The sequence below is a fragment of the Paraburkholderia strydomiana genome, assembly GCF_031456815.1.
Taxonomy (GTDB): Bacteria; Pseudomonadota; Gammaproteobacteria; order Burkholderiales; family Burkholderiaceae; genus Paraburkholderia; species Paraburkholderia caledonica.
On record NZ_JAVDVL010000002.1, the window covers coordinates 653,132 to 670,363 of the forward strand.

Consider the following 17,232-nt stretch of genomic DNA (forward strand, 5'->3'; position numbering starts at 1 on the left):
CGAACGGCGCGGATCTGGTCAGGCGAGCTTCTGCCCGGTCAGGCGTTCGAGCGCTTCCTGGTATTTCTCGCCCGTCTTCTGGATAACGTCGTCCGGCAGCTTCGGCGCGGGCGGCTCTTTCGCCCAGTCCTGCGTTTCCAGCCAGTCGCGCACGAACTGCTTGTCGAACGACGGCGGATTGGTGCCGACCTGATACTGGTCGGCCGGCCAGAAGCGCGACGAATCGGCGGTGAGCGCCTCGTCCATCAAGTACAGCTTGCCGTGGTTGTCCAGACCGAACTCGAACTTCGTGTCGGCGATGATGATGCCGCGCGTGGCGGCGTAATCCGCAGCTTCCTTGTACAGCCTGATCGAAATGTCGCGGATCGTGGCCGACAGTTCAGTGCCGATGCGACGCTCCATGTCGTTGTACGTGATGTTTTCGTCGTGATGGCCCATCTCGGCCTTGGCTGCCGGCGTGAAGATCGGCTCAGGCAGCTTTTGCGCGTTTTGCAGACCAGCCGGCAATTCGACACCGCACACCGAACCCGTGGCCTGGTAATCTTTCCAGCCGCTGCCGGCCAGATAGCCGCGCACCACGGCTTCAACGAGGATCGGCTCGAGGCGCTTCACGACGACCGCGCGGCCCTTGACCTGCTCGACTTCGTCCGCCGCCACAACCGATTCCGGCGCCACGCCGGTCAGGTGATTCGGCACCACGTGCTTGAGCTTTTCGAACCAGAAGTTCGCCATTTCGTTGAGCACGCGCCCCTTATTCGGAATCGGCTCGCCCATGATGACGTCGAACGCCGACAGACGGTCGGTCGTGACGATCAGCAACTGGTCGTTGCCCACTGCATAGTTGTCGCGGACTTTTCCGCGGCCGAGCAGCGGCAGCGAGCGGAGCGTGGATTCGTAGAGGGTAGACATCGTCGTGGTTCGCTAAAAGTAAGGCAAAAAGTGTGACCGGAACAAAAGGGAAACGCCGTTCCCCGGATGATGCGGGAACGGCGATCTAACGACAACCTGGCCAGACGGCCAGGCGTAGAGCCTGCGCTGAAGCAAATACCGCTTAGCGGACGACCTGCGCAAGCTCGCCCGACTTGTACTTCTCCGCGATTTTATCAAGCGAAACGGGCTTGATCTTGCCAGCCTGGCCTTCGCAGCCGAATTGCGTGTAGCGCTCGATACAGATCTTCATCGCAGCTTCACGCGCCGGCTTCAGGTAATCGCGCGGATCGAACTTGCCCGGATTGGTCGCCATGTAGCGGCGAATTGCGCCGGTGATCGCGAGACGCAGGTCGGTGTCGATGTTGACCTTTCGCACGCCGTGCTTGATGCCTTCCTGGATTTCCTCGACCGGCACACCGTAGGTTTCCTTCATGTCGCCGCCGAATTCGCGGATTTCCGCGAGCAGTTCCTGCGGCACCGACGACGAACCGTGCATCACGAGGTGCGTGTTCGGAATGCGCTGGTGAATTTCCTTGATGCGCTGGATCGACAGAATGTCGCCCGTCGGCTTCTTGCTGAACTTGTATGCGCCGTGCGACGTGCCGATTGCGATTGCGAGCGCATCGCACTGCGTCAGCTTGACGAAGTCGGCGGCCTGCTCCGGATCGGTCAACAATTGCTCGCGGGTCATGGTGCCTTCCGCGCCGTGGCCGTCTTCCTTGTCGCCCTTCATGGTTTCCAGCGAGCCGAGCACGCCAAGTTCCGCTTCGACCGTCACGCCGATCGAATGCGCGGCTTCCACGACCTTGCGGGATACGTCGACGTTGTACTCGTACGAAGCGACCGTCTTGCCGTCGGCTTCGAGCGAGCCGTCCATCATCACGCTCGTAAAGCCGCTGCGGATCGCCGCCATGCAGACCGCCGGCGACTGGCCGTGGTCCTGGTGCATCACGACGGGAATGTGCGGATAGGACTCGACCGCTGCTTCGATCAGATGGCGCAGGAACGCTTCGCCCGCGTACTTACGCGCGCCGGCGGAAGCCTGCATGATGACCGGCGCATTGACCTTGTCGGCCGCCGCCATGATCGCCTGCACCTGCTCCAGGTTGTTCACGTTGAATGCCGGAAGGCCGTAGCCGTTTTCAGCGGCGTGGTCCAGCAGTTGACGCATTGATACGAGAGGCATGCTGTAACTCCTTAGATTGAAACGAATTCTTGTGCCGCCGGCATCTTGTGGGCGATCTTGTCGCGAAGCAAGCTGCATACCCGTGCGCACCCGTACATTCACGCCACGCACGCAATCGCGGCGGGTGCACCGCCTCTCGCGGGGCCTGACAACCTGCTTCGTTCGATCCAGCCAGTACCGGTCATGCGAATCTGTCGACCGGAGTTCGCGCTTTAGCGCGTTACTCCAGTCCCATGCAGGGCGGTCGACCTGGGCGGGTGCGACTCACTCACCCCGGTCCGCCGGGCATGCGATCAATACGGCTCGCCGACCCGCACGATCTTCAGCGTGTTCGTGCCGCCGGCCTGCCCCATCGGCTCGCCGACGGTCAGCACGACCATGTCGCCACGCGACGCGTACCCCTTGCTGACCACCGTCTCCAACGCCTGTTGCAACGCGGTGTCGCGGTCGGTGTTGGTGTCCAGATGCAGCGACGTCACGTTGCGGTACAGCGCCATTGCCCGCTCGCTGCCGACCCGCGGCGTGAGCGCGAAGATCGGCACGTGCGTCCAGTGACGCGACATCCACAGCGCGGTCGAACCCGATTCGGTCAACGCGACGATCGCCTTCGCGCCCAAGTGAAACGCCGTGAAGAGCGCGCCCATGGCGATCGACTGGTCGATGCGCGTAAACGTGCGATCGAGGAAATCCCGGTCCAGCTCCGACTGCTCCGACTTCTCGGCTTCGACGCAGATCGCGGCCATTGTCTCGATGGTCTGCACCGGATACTTGCCCGCTGCCGATTCCGCCGACAGCATCACCGCGTCCGTACCGTCCAGGACCGCATTCGCGACGTCCGACACTTCGGCGCGGGTCGGCACCGGCGCGTAGATCATCGACTCCATCATCTGCGTCGCGGTGATCACGAACTTGTTCGACTCGCGCGCCATACGAATCATCCGCTTTTGCAGCGCGGGGACTGCGGCATTCCCCACTTCCACGGCGAGATCGCCGCGCGCAACCATGATGCCGTCGGATGCGTCGAGAATGCCTTGCAGCGCAGGAATGGCTTCGGCGCGCTCGATCTTGGCGATCATCTTCGGCTTGATGCCGTAAGGTGCGCCGGCGATGTTCGCCAGCTGGCGAGCCATTTCCATGTCGGTCGCGTTCTTCGGGAACGACACCGCGACAAAATCGACGCCGAGCGACATGGCCGTGCGGATGTCTTCCATGTCCTTGGCGGTCAGCGCGGGCGCCGACAGACCGCCGCCCTGGCGGTTGATGCCCTTGTTGTTGGACAGGTCGCCGCCGATCTTCACGATCGTATGAATCTCGTTGCCGATCACGCGTTGAACGTTCAGCACGATCAGGCCGTCGTTGAGCAGCAGCACGTCGCCCGGCTTCAGGTCGCGGGGCAAGTCCTTGTAGTCGAGACCGGCGCGCTCCTGGTTGCCGAGCTCGCAGTCGGCGTCCAGGATGAACGGCTCACCCGCGACGAGCGAAACCTTGCCGTTTTCGAATTTGCCGACCCGGATCTTCGGGCCTTGCAGGTCCGCCATGATGGCGACCTCGCGGCCCGCCTGGCGAGCCGCCTCGCGCACGAATTCGGCGCGCTGGCGGTGGTCGTCGGCCGTGCCGTGCGAGAAATTGAGCCGCACCACGTCGGCGCCTGCCTGAATCATTTGCAGCAGGATCTCCGGCGTGCTGGAAGCCGGTCCGATGGTAGCGACAATCTTGGTGGCGCGATGCATGAGTCTCCTCGTCTGGATGGGATCGCTGGAAAGAGCGCTGCGAGTCGGATGCGGAGGCTGCGCACCGAAAGATGCTGCCAGGGGCTGCGCGCCGGTTGAAACCAGCGTCGCTTTATGGGGTGAAGCAGTGTTCGAAACCAGCACGCGAGGCGCCGGCGAGGGAGCGGGCGCGACTTGCGGATCGGGGTGTTCTGCCGGCGGGCCGGCCGATTCGCTAGCCTGGTCGCCGGCCGATCCCGCGGTGTCGCCTGCAGTGGTCGACTCCGCAAGCTCGGGAGAAGTCCCGGATGTTTCTGGATGACTGTCAGCGTGAGCGGCTTCGCCGACAGCCGCGACCGCGGCCGCAACCGTGTCGGCAAGCGCCGACTCCGGGGCTGCCGTTGTCGCCGTTGCCACGTCGGAGCGCGTGGCGCGCTCCCCTGCCGCTGCTGTTGCGGTGTCGCGCGGCTTGCCGCGCTGACCGTCCGCTTTTGCAGATTTCGACGTTGGTGAGCGCGTCGCCACGTTAAGCCCGCGATTCCAGTACTTCAACGGCGGGCAGCTTCTTGCCTTCGAGGAACTCGAGGAAGGCGCCGCCGCCCGTCGAGATATAGCTCACCTTGTCGTGGATGCCGTACTTGGCAATCGCGGCAAGCGTATCGCCGCCGCCCGCAATCGAGAACGCGGACGATCTCGCGATGGCGTCGGCCAATGTCTTCGTGCCATTGCCGAACTGGTCGAATTCGAACACGCCGACCGGGCCGTTCCACACGATGGTGCCGGCTTTTTCCAGTTGCGCGGCGAGCGCCTTCGCAGTTTCCGGCCCGATGTCGAGGATCAGGTCGTCGTCTTCGACATCGGCGACGGCCTTGATTTCCGCTTTGGCGGTCGGCGAGAACTCTTTGGCGGTGACCACGTCGGTGGGAATCGGCACCGATGCGCCGCGTGCTTTCGCCGCGTCGATAATCGCCTTGGCCTCGTTCACCAGATCCGCTTCCGCCAGCGACTTGCCGATCTTCAGACCGGCCGCCAGCATGAACGTGTTGGCGATGCCGCCGCCCACGATCAGCTGATCGACCTTCTCGGCCAGCGACTTCAGAATGGTCAGCTTGGTGGACACCTTCGAGCCCGCGACGATCGCAACCAGCGGACGCTTCGGCGCGCCGAGCGCCTTGCCGAGCGCTTCCAGCTCGGCGGCGAGCAGCGGGCCGGCGCAAGCGATCGGCGCATATTTCGCGATGCCGTGCGTGGTGGCTTCAGCGCGATGCGCGGTGCCGAACGCGTCGTTCACGTAGATGTCGCAGAGCTTCGCCATTTTCTGCGCGAGCTCGTCGGAGTCTTTCTTTTCGCCCTTGTTGACGCGGCAGTTCTCCAACAGCACAACCTCGCCCGGCGCGACGTTCACGCCGTTTTCCACCCAGTTCGCGACAAGTGGCACGTCGCGGCCAAGCAGTTCGGCGAAACGCTTTGCAACCGGCGCGAGAGAATCTTCCGGCTTGAAGTCACCTTCGGTCGGACGTCCCAGGTGCGACGTGACCATCACGGCTGCGCCAGCGTCGAGCGCTGCCTTGACGGCCGGCACAGAGGCGCGGATGCGGGTGTCTTCGGTGATGTTGCCTTGATCGTCCTGCGGCACGTTCAGATCGGCGCGGATGAACACCCGTTTGCCGGACAGCTTGCCTTCGGCGATCAGATCGGAGAGACGCAATACCTTGTTCATGGGCGTTTGTGTGCGAGTTGATGAGAAGGCGGTGGCGGACGTCGCTCAGGGCTTTGGGCGCGGTGAACTCCAGCGCGTCGGCACGGCGGCTCCACAAAGTCGGGGGCCGGCGGCAAGGCCGCGGCGCAGGCGCTAGGCATCGGCGCGATCATCCCGGAAAGGGGCATTTTAACTGATCCGAACTGCCTTCTGACCCGCGAACAGGCGAATGTCCCGTATTTGGACGGCGCGCTGCATGCCGCAGCGCAGCATCGGCCGCACGGGAGTTACATGAAGAGCCGCAACATCGTGAACACCACCATTCCGACGACGATCGTACCGAGCATGGTGCGGCGCCACAAAAACCACCCGAGGCCGGCAAGCGTCGCATAGAACTCATGGTTGGACGGCGCAAACGACAGGCCCTCGGGCGTTGCCAGTACGTCGGGCAGCACTACCGCCGCGAGCGCCGCGGCCGGCGCATAGCGCAGCATGCGCTGAACGCGCGCGGGCAAAACCGTGCGCTCGCCGCCGATTAGAAACATCGCGCGTGTCACCGCGGTGACGATGGTCATGCCGATAATTGCCAGCCAGATTTCCGTGGATGTCACCGCGAATCTCCCGCGCCGCCGCGAATGCGCCGTAAGTCGGCGCGCTCGACCATCAGATCCGCAGCACTGCCCGCGATAATCGCCGCGATCACCGCGAGCGGCAGCGCGAGCCGGTACGGAAGATCGAACGCGAGAAGCGAGACGACGCCCGCGATGCCGACCGCCACCAGTGTGGAGCGGGTCGCGATTGCCGCCACCATGATTGGCAGCAGCGCAAGCGTGCCGGCGAGCGCCAGGCCCCAGTTGTCGGGAATCAGGCTCGCGAGCAGGATGCCCGCGATCGACGCGACCTGCCACGACAGCCAGCTGCTCACCGCCATGCCCCAGAAGTACGCCTCCTTGCCGGGCACGTAGCCGGTCGGGAAGTTCTTCTTTACGAACAGCAGATAGATCACGTCGCCGTTGAAGTAGCCAAGCGAGATGCGCCGCCACATCGACAGATAGGAAAAATGCGGCGCGAGGCCGACGCTGAAGATCACGAAACGCATGTTGACCATGGCGGCCGTGAGCAGCACGGTCCAGACCGGCAGCTTGGCGGCGAGGAGCGGCAGCACCGCCAGCTGCGACGAACCGGCGTAGCACAGCAGCGACATGGCGAGCGCCTGCGGCAGCGTGAGCACGGACTTGCTCATTGCGATGCCGGTGACGAGACCCCACGAGCAGATCGCCATGAGCGTTGGCGAATAGTCGCGAGCGCCTTCACGGAAGGCACGGCGATCGATATCTGACAGACGAGCGAGCATGAGGCGAAAAAGCGCCGGCGCAGGTGGCCGCGATGAGGGAAATGGGCGCCAGGTCGTCAAGCACCCGCTGGCGCGTCCGGATGTGAATTATGCGTGTGCCGAATTATAGCGCCCGAAGTGCGTCCAAATGCCCGTTCCGTGTGCAAAAGACGCTAAAATGACGCTCTTCGCCGCACCCCACCGGAAGCCGCCGGCACGTACCGGCTGTCCCGCCCCTTCGGGGGCCTGACGCGAGGCGACGGGCCTGGGGGCTCAGATAAACACGCACCTGCTGGAGAATCGTATGTCAATGGCCGACCGCGACGGCAAGATCTGGATGGATGGCAAGCTGATCGACTGGCGCGATGCCAAGATCCACGTGCTGACCCACACGCTGCATTACGGCATGGGCGTTTTCGAAGGCGTGCGCGCCTACAAAACAGCAGACGGCGGCACCGCGATTTTCCGCTTGCAGGAACACACCAAACGCCTGCTGAACTCGGCCAAGATTTTCCAGATGGACGTGCCGTTCGACCACGAAACGCTCGCCGCCGCGCAGCGCGAGGTGGTCCGCGAGAACAAGCTCGAGTCGTGCTATTTGCGCCCGATCATCTGGGTCGGCTCGGAAAAGCTCGGCGTCTCGGCCAAGGGCAATACCATCCACGTGGCGATCGCGGCGTGGCCGTGGGGCGCTTACCTCGGTGAAGACGGCATTGCCAAGGGCATCCGCGTAAAGACTTCGTCGTTCACGCGGCATCACGTGAACGTGTCGATGGTCCGCGCGAAGGCGTCGGGCTGGTACGTGAACTCGATTCTCGCCAATCAGGAAGCCATCGCCGACGGCTACGACGAAGCGCTGCTGCTCGACGTCGACGGTTACGTGTCGGAAGGCTCCGGCGAAAACTTCTTCCTCGTGAACAACGGCAAGCTGTACACGCCGGACCTGTCGTCGTGCCTCGACGGCATCACGCGCGACACGGTCATCACGCTCGCCCGCGACATGGGCGTTCCGGTCATTGAAAAGCGCATTACCCGCGACGAGGTCTATACCTGCGACGAAGCGTTCTTCACCGGCACCGCCGCGGAAGTCACGCCGATCCGTGAACTGGACAACCGCACGATCGGCGCGGGCGCGCGCGGCCCGATCACGGAGAAGCTGCAGTCGGGCTTCTTCGATATCGTCAACGGCAAGAGCGAGAAGTACGCGCACTGGCTGACCAAGATCTAACGCGCGCCGCACCTCGCTTCGGGCCGCCTTCGTTTGACGACGGTCCGGGACGGCGCGCCGCACGCACCCTGCATACAACGAGAAAGTCTCATGAGCGATATCAAGGAAATGCCGCTGGTCGAACTGACGGCAAAAGACCTCCCGGCGTACTGCCCGAATCCGGCCATGCCGCGCTGGAGCGCGCATCCCCGCGTCTTTATCGACGTCACGCACGGCGAAGCGCGCTGCCCCTATTGCAGCACCCGTTACAAGCTGCGCGACGGCGAAGTCATCAAGGGCCACTGAAGCTCGCGCTCTGACTCGCTCGTCTTCGGCGTTGTCTGCGAAGTCGCCTGTCACTGCCTGTCCGACTGATCGCGTGAATTTGCAACGCGCGGTGTCGTGAGACTCGGCCTCGCATGCGTTGTCTCGGCGCGTTGCTTTCCGTTGCGCTCCATTGCGCTCCATTGGCAGCGCGTTCGAGGCAACGCGAGCAGACGGGTGCGCAGCAGCAAGGCAACCAGGCGGCATGACAGCTATGACGGCATCGCGGCGCCTCGCTGACGGCTTCCCCTTTCACTTTTACCTATCCGAAGCGCCACGCGCATCGCGCGCGGCGCTTCGTTTCGACACCGGACAATCACTCTGATGCGTCGCGCGTTGGTTATCGCACCGAACTGGATCGGTGACGCATTGATGGCGCAGCCGCTGTTTGCGCGCCTCGTGAAACTGCATCCCCGCATCGCCATCGACGCGGTCGCGCCCTCCTGGGTCGCGCCCGTGCTCGAACGCATGCCGGAAATCCATGATGTCTACGCGACCGACCTCGCGCACGGCAAGCTGCAGATGCTGCGCCGCTGGCAACTCGCGAGCGACTTGCGCGACGTCGGCTACGACGCGGCGTACGTATTGCCGAACTCGTTCAAGTCGGCGCTGATTCCGTGGATGGCGGGCATCCGCTTGCGGATCGGCTATACCGGCGAAAGCCGTTTCGGCCTGCTGAACGTGCGTCATGCGAATCCGCGCAAAGACGAGCGTCCGCCGATGGTCCGGCATTACGCCGCCCTCGCCTACGCTCCCGGCGCCAAAATCCCCGACGACCTGCCAATGCCGCGGCTCGACGCCGACCCGAACGAAGCGTCGCGCGTGTCGGCGCGCTTCAACCTCGACACGCGCGTGCCGCTGCTCGTGTTCTGTCCCGGCGCCGAGTACGGTCCGGCCAAACGCTGGCCGCCCGAGCACTTCGCGGCGCTCGCGCAAATGGTCGGACAGTCGTTCCCGTACACGCAGATCGTCGCACTCGGCTCGCCGAAAGACGCGCCGCTTGCGCAGGCGATTGCCGAGAAAGCGCCGAACGTGCGCAATCTGTGCGGACAGACGGCGCTCGGCGAAGCATGTGCGCTGATCGCGCGAGCCAATGCGGTCGTCACGAACGATTCCGGGTTGATGCACGTCGCCGCGGCGCTGCGCCGGCCGCTCGTGGCCGTCTACGGTTCAACGGATCCGCGCCACACGCCGCCCTTGTCGGAGCTTGCGAAGGTACAATGGCTTCATCTCGAATGCAGCCCCTGTTTTCAGCGCGAGTGTCCGCTTGGTCATCTGAACTGTCTGAAGCAGTTGAGCGCCGAGCAGGTTTTCGGCGATCTGCGCGGCATGTTGCTCGCGCATCGCTGAGCCGGCTGACACTCGTACGCAGCACTCGCACGCAACACCGCACGCCCCTGAGCGCGTCGCGTCATGTTCACGCCTTACGGCGCGGGCATTCTGGCGCCCGGGGCGATTGTCCGGTGCGCCGGACTGTCCCGCTGACCGCTGCCCCGCAACCGCGCGCCGCGCACAAGAGACTGACGAGCCATGCCACGTTTTGCCCATATCTTCGAAGCTGCCGCCGATACCCTCAACGCCTATTACCAGGCTGTCGCCGAGGTCAATATCGACAGCCTCATGGGCCTGTGGATCGATGAAGAGTTCGTGAGCTGCATCTGTGCAGACGGCTCGCATCTGCATGGCCTCGACAGCATTCGGGCCGGCTTGCAGATCCAGCTCGAAGCCGCGCCGGTCTCGATCGAGCCGCTCGATATCCGCGTGTACGACAGCCTGGGCACCGTCGTCTACGCGATCGCGGAAGCGCATCGCCCGGTCGATCCGAAAGCCTTGCCTGCAATGGTCTTCACCACCTACGTGATGGTTCACGAACGCGGCGAGTGGCGCATCGCGCACATCCACGCGAGCCCTATGCCGAACGAAGCAGCCAGCCAGTTCGCTACGAAGATGCGACATGGCCAAGGGTCGCTTCACTGACGCGCGGTCGGCAGCGCCGCACTCTCGCTCCACGGCCGGCATGAGCACGCCCCGCAGCAAGTCTTCGTCAGGAACGATGCAAGACGGATCCACGTCTTCGGGCGTGACGCGCGCCGAAGCTGCCGTCGAGGCAGCCATCGACCTGCTCTACCGCGCACCGCTCTGGCTGCCGAACAAGCATGTGCAGACCATCGTGCCGTCGCTGTTCGCCCGGCGTCCGGCGGTGGCGTTTCGCCGTGAGCGCTGGGATACGCCTGACGGCGACTTCATCGACGTCGACTGGGTCGTGCACGGCGGCGAGCCGCGCCCGACGCTTGCAGCGGATACGGCAGCCGCAATTCCGGCCGCCGACGCACCGTTGCTCGTTCTGTTCCACGGCCTGGAAGGCAGTTCGGCATCGCACTACGCGTCCACGTTGATGGCGGCCGCACGCGAGTACGGCTGGCACGGCGTAGTGCCGCATTTCCGCAGTTGCAGCGGCACGCTGAATCGCTTGCCGCGCTTTTATCATCTTGCCGATAGCAACGAAGTCGATTGGGTCCTGCGACGCCTGCGCGCTGTGCATCGCGGCCCGATCGCCGCGGCGGGCGTCTCGCTCGGTGGTAATGTGCTGCTGCGCTGGCTCGGCGAGCAGCGCGAGGACGCGGCGTCGATCGTCTCCGCCGCCGCCGCGATCTCCACGCCGATCGACGTGCACGCTGGCGGCCGAGCGTTGTCGCAGGGCTTCGGGCTCGTCTATACGCGCAACTTCCTGAAGACGCTCAAGCTGAAAGCTTCGCAGAAGCTCGTGCAATTTCCGGGTCTTTTCGACCGCGACGCGATGCTTGCAAGCCGCACGATGTACGAGTTCGACAATGTCGTCACCGCGCCGCTGCACGGCTTTCGCAATACTGACCACTATTGGAGCGCGGCAACCACGCGACCGTTGTTGCCGCACATTCAGGTGCCCACGCTCGTGCTGAACGCGCGCAACGATCCGTTCCTGCCGGCCGAGGCGTTGCCGTCGCGGCATGAGGTGTCGGCAGCGGTGGAACTGGATCAGCCGCGGCACGGTGGCCACGCCGGCTTCATGACCGGACCGTTTCCGGGCCGCATCGACTGGTTGTCGCGGCGCGTGCTCGGCTATCTGGAGCAGCACGTCGATCATGGATGACATCGTCAAGCAGGCGTTGGCCAAGTGGCCGAACGTACCGAGTTGCACCGGCTGGCTGATGCTCGACCGGCGCGGCAACTGGCGTATGCGCGACGACGCCGCGCAGGCGAGCGGTTCGTCGGGCGTGCCGATCCGTCACGAGGCGTTGCTCGGCTTCATCAACCGCAATTACGAGCGCGACGAACGCGGGCAATGGTTCTTTCAGAACGGTCCGCAGCGCGTATATGTGGAGCTCGGCTACACGCCCTGGGTCGTGCGCCTGATAGTCGAACCCGACGGCACGCTGGCGCTGAAAGATCAGGCAGGCAACGATTTCGAGCCGTCGGCAGTATTGGCCGATGACGAAGGCAGCATTCTGTTCGCCGACACCTCCGCGCAGCCGCGAGTCGCCGTGTTGCACGATCACGATCTCGAAGTTTTCGCGGATCACGCAGCGCTCGCCGAAGATTCGCTGAGCGGCGAATTTCACTGGAACGACGGCGTGAAGCTGTCGCTGGAGCCCGTGCGTCGGGCGGATATTGCGTCGCGCTTCGACTTTGTTCAAAGTCCGGCGGCGAACGCTTGAGGCAGAAGCCTTCGCCGATCTGCCGCGCAACCCGTGCGGCTCACGCGCGCGCATTCAATTGACAGCCGCGCCTCTCACCATGCTCGCGTAGCGCGGAACCGCTCAACCCGCGCCTAGCCCTTCTCGTCGAGCCGCTCTTCCTGGTAGCGCTTCTCCATCTCATGCAGTCTGGCGTCGACGGTCGCGAGGTCGTAATAGCCGATCGTCTTCATATCACGTGCGTCCTTCAGTTGCCGGATCGCCGACGGCCACGCGCCTTCGAGCGCAAACTTTTCGGCGAGCGCCCGGCGCCGCGTGAGCGCGTCGCCAGTCCCCACGCTTGCCTGCGCGAGATACAACCACCATGTGGGCTGATCGGGCTGCGCCTGCGTCTCTTTCTGCGCTAGCGCCTGGGCTTCGGTGAATCGCCGCAACGTCAGCAGCGTGCGTATGTGCATGTCGATAGCGGCATGCGACTGTGGCCAGCGCTTTTGCGCGAGGTCGGCGAGACGGACGGCTTCGTCGTCATGGCCCGCGCGCCGCGCAATGTCGGCGGCCAGCACGTCGAGGCTCGGCGAACTGCGGGGGGCGTCGCTGGTCGCCTGTGTGACCGCGGCAAACGCCGCGCGCGACGACGCCAGCGAAGCCGCCGCGTCGTCATAACGTTCGAGCAGCATCTGGCCAAACGCAATGCCGTACCAGTTAGCCGCGATGTTCAGCGCGGTGCGGTCCTCGATCTCCGAGCGCATCCGCGAGATCTCGTCCGCGTACTCGCTGCGGGAGCGGTCCTGCAACAGACGCGCTCGCGCACGCACGAACCCGTATTCGGCGGCCTGATGCGGCTGACGGTAAGGCGCGCGGCGAGCGCGGTCCTCCATGTCGGCGATCCGCTCGCCGGTCAGCGGATGGGTGCGCGCATACGCCGGTATGCCGGTGTCGCTCATTGCCGCGCGGTCGAGCCGGCCGAAAAACGTAATCATCGAATACGGATCGTAGCCTGCGCCGGCGAGCAGGAGAAAGCCGACGCGGTCGGCTTCGTGCTCGGCGGATCGGGAGAAACGCAACTGGTTGTCGACGGCATAAGCCTGGCCGCCGAACGCGATCGCGCTGCCCAGGTCGCCGCTGTGCGCGAGCACGCCCGCGAGAACGCCGAACAGCATGCTGGCAAGCGCGGCGTAGGTGCTGCGCTCACCGGCGGTGATCATCCGCGAGATATGGCGCTGAAGGACGTGCCCCATTTCGTGACCGAGCACGGACGCGAGTTCAGACTCGGTTTGCGTGGCGACGATCAGCCCCGTGTTCACGCCGATGAAACCGCCTGGCAGCGAGAAGGCGTTGATCTGCATGTCGCGCACCGCGAACAGATCGAAGTCCGGCCGATAGCCGCCGATATAGAGCGCGTTGGCCGCCGCGGCGAGCTTCGCGGCGACTGAGTTGAGATAGTCGCGCACCAGCCAGTCGTCGAGATAGTCGGGGTCCCGGCGCAAGTCGCGCATGACGCGTTCGCCGAGCTTGCGCTCTGCCTGCGGCGTGAGCGAGCCCGAGCCGCCGCTGCCGAGGTCGGGTAGTTGCTGCGCGGCAATCGGCGCGCGCCAGCCGTCGTTGCTTCCGCCACCGGTCGAATTGCCGGCGCCGCGGTTCAAACCAAAATTGCCGGAAAAGCGGCTTTCCGCGCCGCCGTACACGCCGAATACACCTTGGGCGATCTCAGGCGGCACCATCGGATCGGAGTACGACTCCACCGGCCCACTCACGAGCGGCGGCTCAGCGGACTGCGTAACGACAGGCGCGACGCCGGACGCGGCTCGCGCTTGCGCGAACGCCTCGGGCGGCGCCGCAAGCGCGACACACAGCAACGCAGCAAGGAACCGGTTCGGACGCATTGCGAGTTCGTATGACGGAATCGGAAAGCGACGCCCTTCGCTCAGGGACAAGCGGTCTAAGATAAGCGGGCACGCCGCAATTGTAATCAGCCGTTGCGCGGATTCGGCTCGTTCATGCAAGCCGGACGTCCGCGCTGCACTGCTATGATAGGCGCCCTCTGAAGGAGCCAACCATGCCTGAACTCACTCATTTCGACGCTGCCGGCGACGCGCACATGGTGGACGTCGGCGGCAAGCAGGAGACGAAGCGCATTGCCATCGCACGCGGTTCGATCCGCATGCTGCCGGAAACCTTCGCATTGATCCGCGACGGCAACGCCAAAAAGGGCGACGTGATCGGCGTCGCGCGCATTGCCGCGATCCAGGGCTCGAAGCGCACCGCCGACCTGATCCCGCTGTGTCATCCGCTTGCGCTCACGCGCGTCAAAGTGGATTTCGAACTCGACGACACGCTGCCGGGCGTGCATTGCACTGCGCAGGTCGAGACGTTGGGCAGAACTGGGGTTGAGATGGAGGCACTCACCGCCGTGCAGGTTGGACTGCTGACGGTGTACGACATGTGCAAGGCGGTGGATCGCGGAATGACGATTACCGATGTGCGGGTGATGGAGAAGCATGGCGGGAAGTCGGGGGATTGGGTGGCGGGCTGAATACCCACTCACGTCGTCCCCTCTTCGACTCAACCTCAAACGACAGCGCGGCTCAATCCTCGTCGCTGTCGTCGTCCGGCGCGACGTCGCCCGACGGCATGCCATAACGCTTGACCAGTTCGGCCTTGAAGCCGGCGAGCGTCTTCTGCTCATCGCAGAGCTGGTACAGGTAACTCAATTGCGACGGCCAGTCCTTCAACTCCTGCGCGAAGATTTTGAGCCGCTCAACGGTGTCGAATGCCGCGGCCGTATCGCCGCTCAACGCCTGCAGCACCGCATAACGACGCAGCACCGTTTCGCCGGGCAACAGCGCCATCGCCTGGCGGTGCATCGCGAGCTTGCGTTGCAGATCCGTCGAATCCATCGGCAACAGCGTGGCCATACCGTATTCGCCCCATGCCTGGAACAGGAACGACGGATCGGCGCGATATTGTTCGGCCGGACGCGAGCCGTAGTACAGCACCTCGGCGCGTGCGTAATCGCGATAAACCGGATACAGCGCAGCAATGCCACCGAACACGACCACCGCAAATGCGCCGAACGACAAGCGCGCGGGCACGAGACGCAGCGGGCGTGTCTCCAGCAGGCCGAACACGAACATGGCAGGCAGCAGGAAGAACATGTACTGCTGCGGATATTCCACGAGCGCATGCATGACGAGCACGCCGATCAGCGCGATGCCGAAAACACGCGCGGCGCTCTGCGGAGCGCGCACCACCCGCACCAGCCACGTAACGAGACCGAACAGCACGATCGCGAGGCCGATCAAGCCCGTCTTCGCGAGCAGGTCGATAAAAATGTCGTGTGAATTGTTGGCGATCTCGACGCCGCCGAGGGTCTTCGCGAACTGATACTGGTAACTCGGAAACTCGCCCCAACCGACGCCCATCAGCGGATGAGTCCGGAACATCGTCCAGCCGTATTTCCAGAGCGCGAGCCGCGGCGCGATCTGGCCAGCATCCTTGAAGCGATCGGCCGCGGACTGCCCCAGCTCCAGGTGATAGCGCACGTTGGCCCATCGAATCAGCGCGTTGACGACAAAGAACAGCACCCCGAGCGCGATCGGAATAAGCCACTGACGATGACTGCGGCGCAATTGCGGCTCGGCGCGAGTCTGCGCAAACGCCATCCAGAAACCGGCTACCACGATCACGCCCATTTGCAGCCACGGTCCGCGCGAGACGGTCAGCGCGAGTCCGACTGCGAATAGCGTCGACACCAATGCCCAGATGGCGACGGCGATCCGGCGCGTCTGGACGAGAAACAGTGCGCCCGCCATCGCGAACGCGATATAAGTGGCGAGGTGATTCGCCTGCGCCATGTTGCCGAACGGCCGACGCTCGACGGTCACGTTGTACGCGACGACCAGCGGCGATACTCGTGCCTCGAGATGAAACAGCTGAATGACCTGGCAGAACACCGCGTAAAGACCGCCGACGACCAGCGCTGAGGCGGCCCACCGAAGCGCCGTCTCATTGAGCTTCGCGCGTACGAAGCCATAGCCCGCATGTGTCGCCATGAAAGCGGCGAGCAGGAAACCGCCGCCGAGCCAGTTCATCGACGGCTGGGAGACTGGCAACACCACCGACTGCGCGACCAGCAGCAAGCCGAACAGCAACGGCACGAGTGCGACGACGGGGGACGCAAAGCCGATACGCGGCCGCGAACTCGCGATCAGGAAGACGACGCCCGCGCCCACCAACAGGTACAGCGCGAGCGCGGTGAACTCCGCGTAGAACGTCGGAATCGGATAGGTATGGTTGACGACTGCATAAGGCAGCACCAACGCGAGAGCCAACAGAACGAGAGAAAGGTAGCGCGCGAATGGGGTGGGCATCGAATAAGCGGTGGGCGTCAGCAACCGGCGCACTATACAAAAAAATCCTTGTGCTGTGCGCCGGCCCAGCCGAAATATCCCGAAAATCAGCGATTTACGCTCGAACTGCCCGCCATGCGCCCGTCCGTTGCATTACGTGCGGCACTCGGGCGGCGCAAGGTTCGACGACAACGTAGGCGCGTTGACAGGACTCGGTCCCGCGCCCGGCGCGGGCAAAGAGGACGCCGTTTTACCGCCAGCGAAGCATTCCCACGCGAGGGCGCCTGCCTGCACCGAACCCTTTGTCAGCGCGACGCGTGCGGTGGGTGCATCGACGTTGTCGGGCACCGACGGTACGAGCGTGATCGTGTTGGAGCCGGACGGAGCCACGCGTGTCGTGAAGGCGACGGTGATCTGACCCGTGTCGTCGTCGACATGGACGGACTCGACGTTGCGCGTCGCGGGCGGCGACGCATAGCCGCCGCTAAACGCGTTGCCGCTCGCCGCGTTTTCGGATACGGCGAGTCTCGCCGACGCCGCAAGCGACAAGCCCTCGCCGACACGGCTGCGCGCCAGATAGTCCTGATACGCGGGAATCGCGTAGGCCGCGATCACGCCGACAATCGCGAGCACGATCATCAGTTCGATCAGCGTAAAACCGAGACCGAGGCGCCGGCACGCGCGCGCAAATGTAGACGACCAGCGTGCTCGCGTGAGCCGCGACTGGGAGATCAACGCGGACTGGGAATATGGGGAATAAGGCAAAGTGACGATCATCGGCAGGCTCCAGAAACAAAAAACGCCTGCCCCACGGATCGGGA

16 protein-coding genes are annotated in these 17,232 nt (G+C 64.3%); 7 read left to right on the forward strand and 9 right to left on the reverse strand.

Annotated features, from left to right (window positions below; all coding sequences use genetic code 11):
• Positions 1-18 precede the first annotated feature (18 nt).
• The 6 genes from J2W46_RS08560 to J2W46_RS08585 all read right to left on the reverse strand — a co-directional run bounded on the left by J2W46_RS08560 (position 19) and on the right by J2W46_RS08585 (position 6,878).
• A complete protein-coding gene (locus tag J2W46_RS08560; protein ID WP_088175699.1) occupies positions 19-909 on the reverse strand; it encodes a phosphoribosylaminoimidazolesuccinocarboxamide synthase in 891 nt (296 codons plus the stop codon).
• 142 nt (positions 910-1,051) lie between these two features.
• A complete protein-coding gene (gene fba / locus J2W46_RS08565; protein WP_020069232.1) occupies positions 1,052-2,116 on the reverse strand; it encodes a class II fructose-bisphosphate aldolase in 1,065 nt (354 codons plus the stop codon).
• Positions 2,117-2,409: 293 nt separating this feature from the next.
• On the reverse strand, positions 2,410-3,846 hold the full coding sequence (gene pyk / locus J2W46_RS08570) for a pyruvate kinase (RefSeq protein WP_020069233.1): 1,437 nt from the start codon (positions 3,844-3,846) through the stop codon (positions 2,410-2,412).
• A 505-nt stretch (positions 3,847-4,351) separates the two neighbouring features.
• Entirely contained in the window at positions 4,352-5,545 is a 1,194-nt protein-coding gene (locus J2W46_RS08575) for a phosphoglycerate kinase (RefSeq protein WP_088175700.1), read from the reverse strand.
• Between the two features lie 266 nt (positions 5,546-5,811).
• Positions 5,812-6,135 (reverse strand): AzlD domain-containing protein, encoded by a 324-nt coding sequence (locus J2W46_RS08580; protein ID WP_027778879.1) that lies wholly within the window; start codon positions 6,133-6,135, stop codon positions 5,812-5,814.
• Positions 6,132-6,878 carry an AzlC family ABC transporter permease gene (locus J2W46_RS08585; protein ID WP_020069236.1) on the reverse strand — a complete coding sequence of 249 codons (747 nt, stop codon included), beginning with the start codon at positions 6,876-6,878 and terminating at the stop codon, positions 6,132-6,134. Before J2W46_RS08585 ends, J2W46_RS08580 begins: the two co-directional genes overlap by 4 nt.
• A 283-nt stretch (positions 6,879-7,161) precedes the next feature.
• On the opposite strand from J2W46_RS08585, the gene J2W46_RS08590 reads away from it, so the two are divergent.
• From J2W46_RS08590 to J2W46_RS08615, 6 genes are all read left to right on the forward strand, one after another.
• Entirely contained in the window at positions 7,162-8,085 is a 924-nt protein-coding gene (locus tag J2W46_RS08590; RefSeq protein WP_310352830.1) for a branched-chain amino acid transaminase, read from the forward strand.
• 90 nt (positions 8,086-8,175) lie between these two features.
• Positions 8,176-8,370: a zinc-finger domain-containing protein gene (locus J2W46_RS08595; protein WP_020069238.1), complete on the forward strand. Its 195-nt coding sequence runs from the start codon at positions 8,176-8,178 to the stop codon at positions 8,368-8,370.
• Between the two features lie 342 nt (positions 8,371-8,712).
• The gene (gene waaF, locus J2W46_RS08600; protein WP_020069240.1) at positions 8,713-9,738 is read left to right on the forward strand and encodes a lipopolysaccharide heptosyltransferase II; all 1,026 of its coding nucleotides are present in this window, start codon (positions 8,713-8,715) and stop codon (positions 9,736-9,738) included.
• A gap of 180 nt (positions 9,739-9,918) precedes the next feature.
• Positions 9,919-10,365, forward strand: coding sequence for a nuclear transport factor 2 family protein (locus tag J2W46_RS08605; RefSeq protein ID WP_020069241.1), 447 nt, complete (start codon positions 9,919-9,921; stop codon positions 10,363-10,365).
• Between the two features lie 76 nt (positions 10,366-10,441).
• Positions 10,442-11,518, forward strand: a complete 1,077-nt coding sequence (locus tag J2W46_RS08610) for a YheT family hydrolase (RefSeq protein ID WP_310352834.1) — start codon at positions 10,442-10,444, stop codon at positions 11,516-11,518.
• The gene (locus J2W46_RS08615; protein WP_310352836.1) at positions 11,511-12,083 is read left to right on the forward strand and encodes a DUF2946 family protein; all 573 of its coding nucleotides are present in this window, start codon (positions 11,511-11,513) and stop codon (positions 12,081-12,083) included. The genes J2W46_RS08610 and J2W46_RS08615 overlap by 8 nt, the downstream gene beginning before the upstream one ends.
• A 113-nt stretch (positions 12,084-12,196) precedes the next feature.
• Here J2W46_RS08615 and J2W46_RS08620 read toward each other — a convergent pair whose 3' ends face one another.
• Entirely contained in the window at positions 12,197-13,945 is a 1,749-nt protein-coding gene (locus J2W46_RS08620; protein WP_310352839.1) for a M48 family metalloprotease, read from the reverse strand.
• Positions 13,946-14,118: 173 nt separating this feature from the next.
• On the opposite strand from J2W46_RS08620, the gene moaC reads away from it, so the two are divergent.
• Complete coding sequence (gene moaC, locus J2W46_RS08625; protein ID WP_131320079.1) at positions 14,119-14,595, forward strand: cyclic pyranopterin monophosphate synthase MoaC; 477 nt, start codon at positions 14,119-14,121, stop codon at positions 14,593-14,595.
• 52 nt (positions 14,596-14,647) lie between these two features.
• On the opposite strand, the gene J2W46_RS08630 is transcribed toward moaC, so the two are convergent.
• Positions 14,648-16,432 (reverse strand): PglL family O-oligosaccharyltransferase, encoded by a 1,785-nt coding sequence (locus J2W46_RS08630; RefSeq protein ID WP_214877843.1) that lies wholly within the window; start codon positions 16,430-16,432, stop codon positions 14,648-14,650.
• 132 nt (positions 16,433-16,564) lie between these two features.
• Positions 16,565-17,188: a pilin gene (locus J2W46_RS08635; protein WP_020069247.1), complete on the reverse strand. Its 624-nt coding sequence runs from the start codon at positions 17,186-17,188 to the stop codon at positions 16,565-16,567.
• Between the last annotated feature and the right edge of the window lie 44 nt (positions 17,189-17,232).

Excerpts from the sequence above, each read along its gene's own strand:
- J2W46_RS08630 (WP_214877843.1), bottom strand. The coding sequence starts at position 16,432 with ATGCCCACCCCATTCGCGCGCTACCTTTCTCTCGTTCTGTTGGCTCTC.
- J2W46_RS08620 (WP_310352839.1), bottom strand. The coding sequence starts at position 13,945 with ATGCGTCCGAACCGGTTCCTTGCTGCGTTGCTGTGTGTCGCGCTTGCG.
- J2W46_RS08635 (WP_020069247.1), bottom strand. The coding sequence starts at position 17,188 with ATGATCGTCACTTTGCCTTATTCCCCATATTCCCAGTCCGCGTTGATC.
- J2W46_RS08590 (WP_310352830.1), top strand. The coding sequence starts at position 7,162 with ATGTCAATGGCCGACCGCGACGGCAAGATCTGGATGGATGGCAAGCTG.
- waaF (WP_020069240.1), top strand. The coding sequence starts at position 8,713 with ATGCGTCGCGCGTTGGTTATCGCACCGAACTGGATCGGTGACGCATTG.
- J2W46_RS08615 (WP_310352836.1), top strand. The coding sequence starts at position 11,511 with ATGGATGACATCGTCAAGCAGGCGTTGGCCAAGTGGCCGAACGTACCG.
- pyk (WP_020069233.1), bottom strand. The coding sequence starts at position 3,846 with ATGCATCGCGCCACCAAGATTGTCGCTACCATCGGACCGGCTTCCAGC.
- J2W46_RS08585 (WP_020069236.1), bottom strand. The coding sequence starts at position 6,878 with ATGCTCGCTCGTCTGTCAGATATCGATCGCCGTGCCTTCCGTGAAGGC.
- moaC (WP_131320079.1), top strand. The coding sequence starts at position 14,119 with ATGCCTGAACTCACTCATTTCGACGCTGCCGGCGACGCGCACATGGTG.
- J2W46_RS08605 (WP_020069241.1), top strand. The coding sequence starts at position 9,919 with ATGCCACGTTTTGCCCATATCTTCGAAGCTGCCGCCGATACCCTCAAC.
- J2W46_RS08610 (WP_310352834.1), top strand. The coding sequence starts at position 10,442 with ATGCAAGACGGATCCACGTCTTCGGGCGTGACGCGCGCCGAAGCTGCC.
- J2W46_RS08560 (WP_088175699.1), bottom strand. The coding sequence starts at position 909 with ATGTCTACCCTCTACGAATCCACGCTCCGCTCGCTGCCGCTGCTCGGC.
- J2W46_RS08575 (WP_088175700.1), bottom strand. The coding sequence starts at position 5,545 with ATGAACAAGGTATTGCGTCTCTCCGATCTGATCGCCGAAGGCAAGCTG.
- J2W46_RS08595 (WP_020069238.1), top strand. The coding sequence starts at position 8,176 with ATGAGCGATATCAAGGAAATGCCGCTGGTCGAACTGACGGCAAAAGAC.
- fba (WP_020069232.1), bottom strand. The coding sequence starts at position 2,116 with ATGCCTCTCGTATCAATGCGTCAACTGCTGGACCACGCCGCTGAAAAC.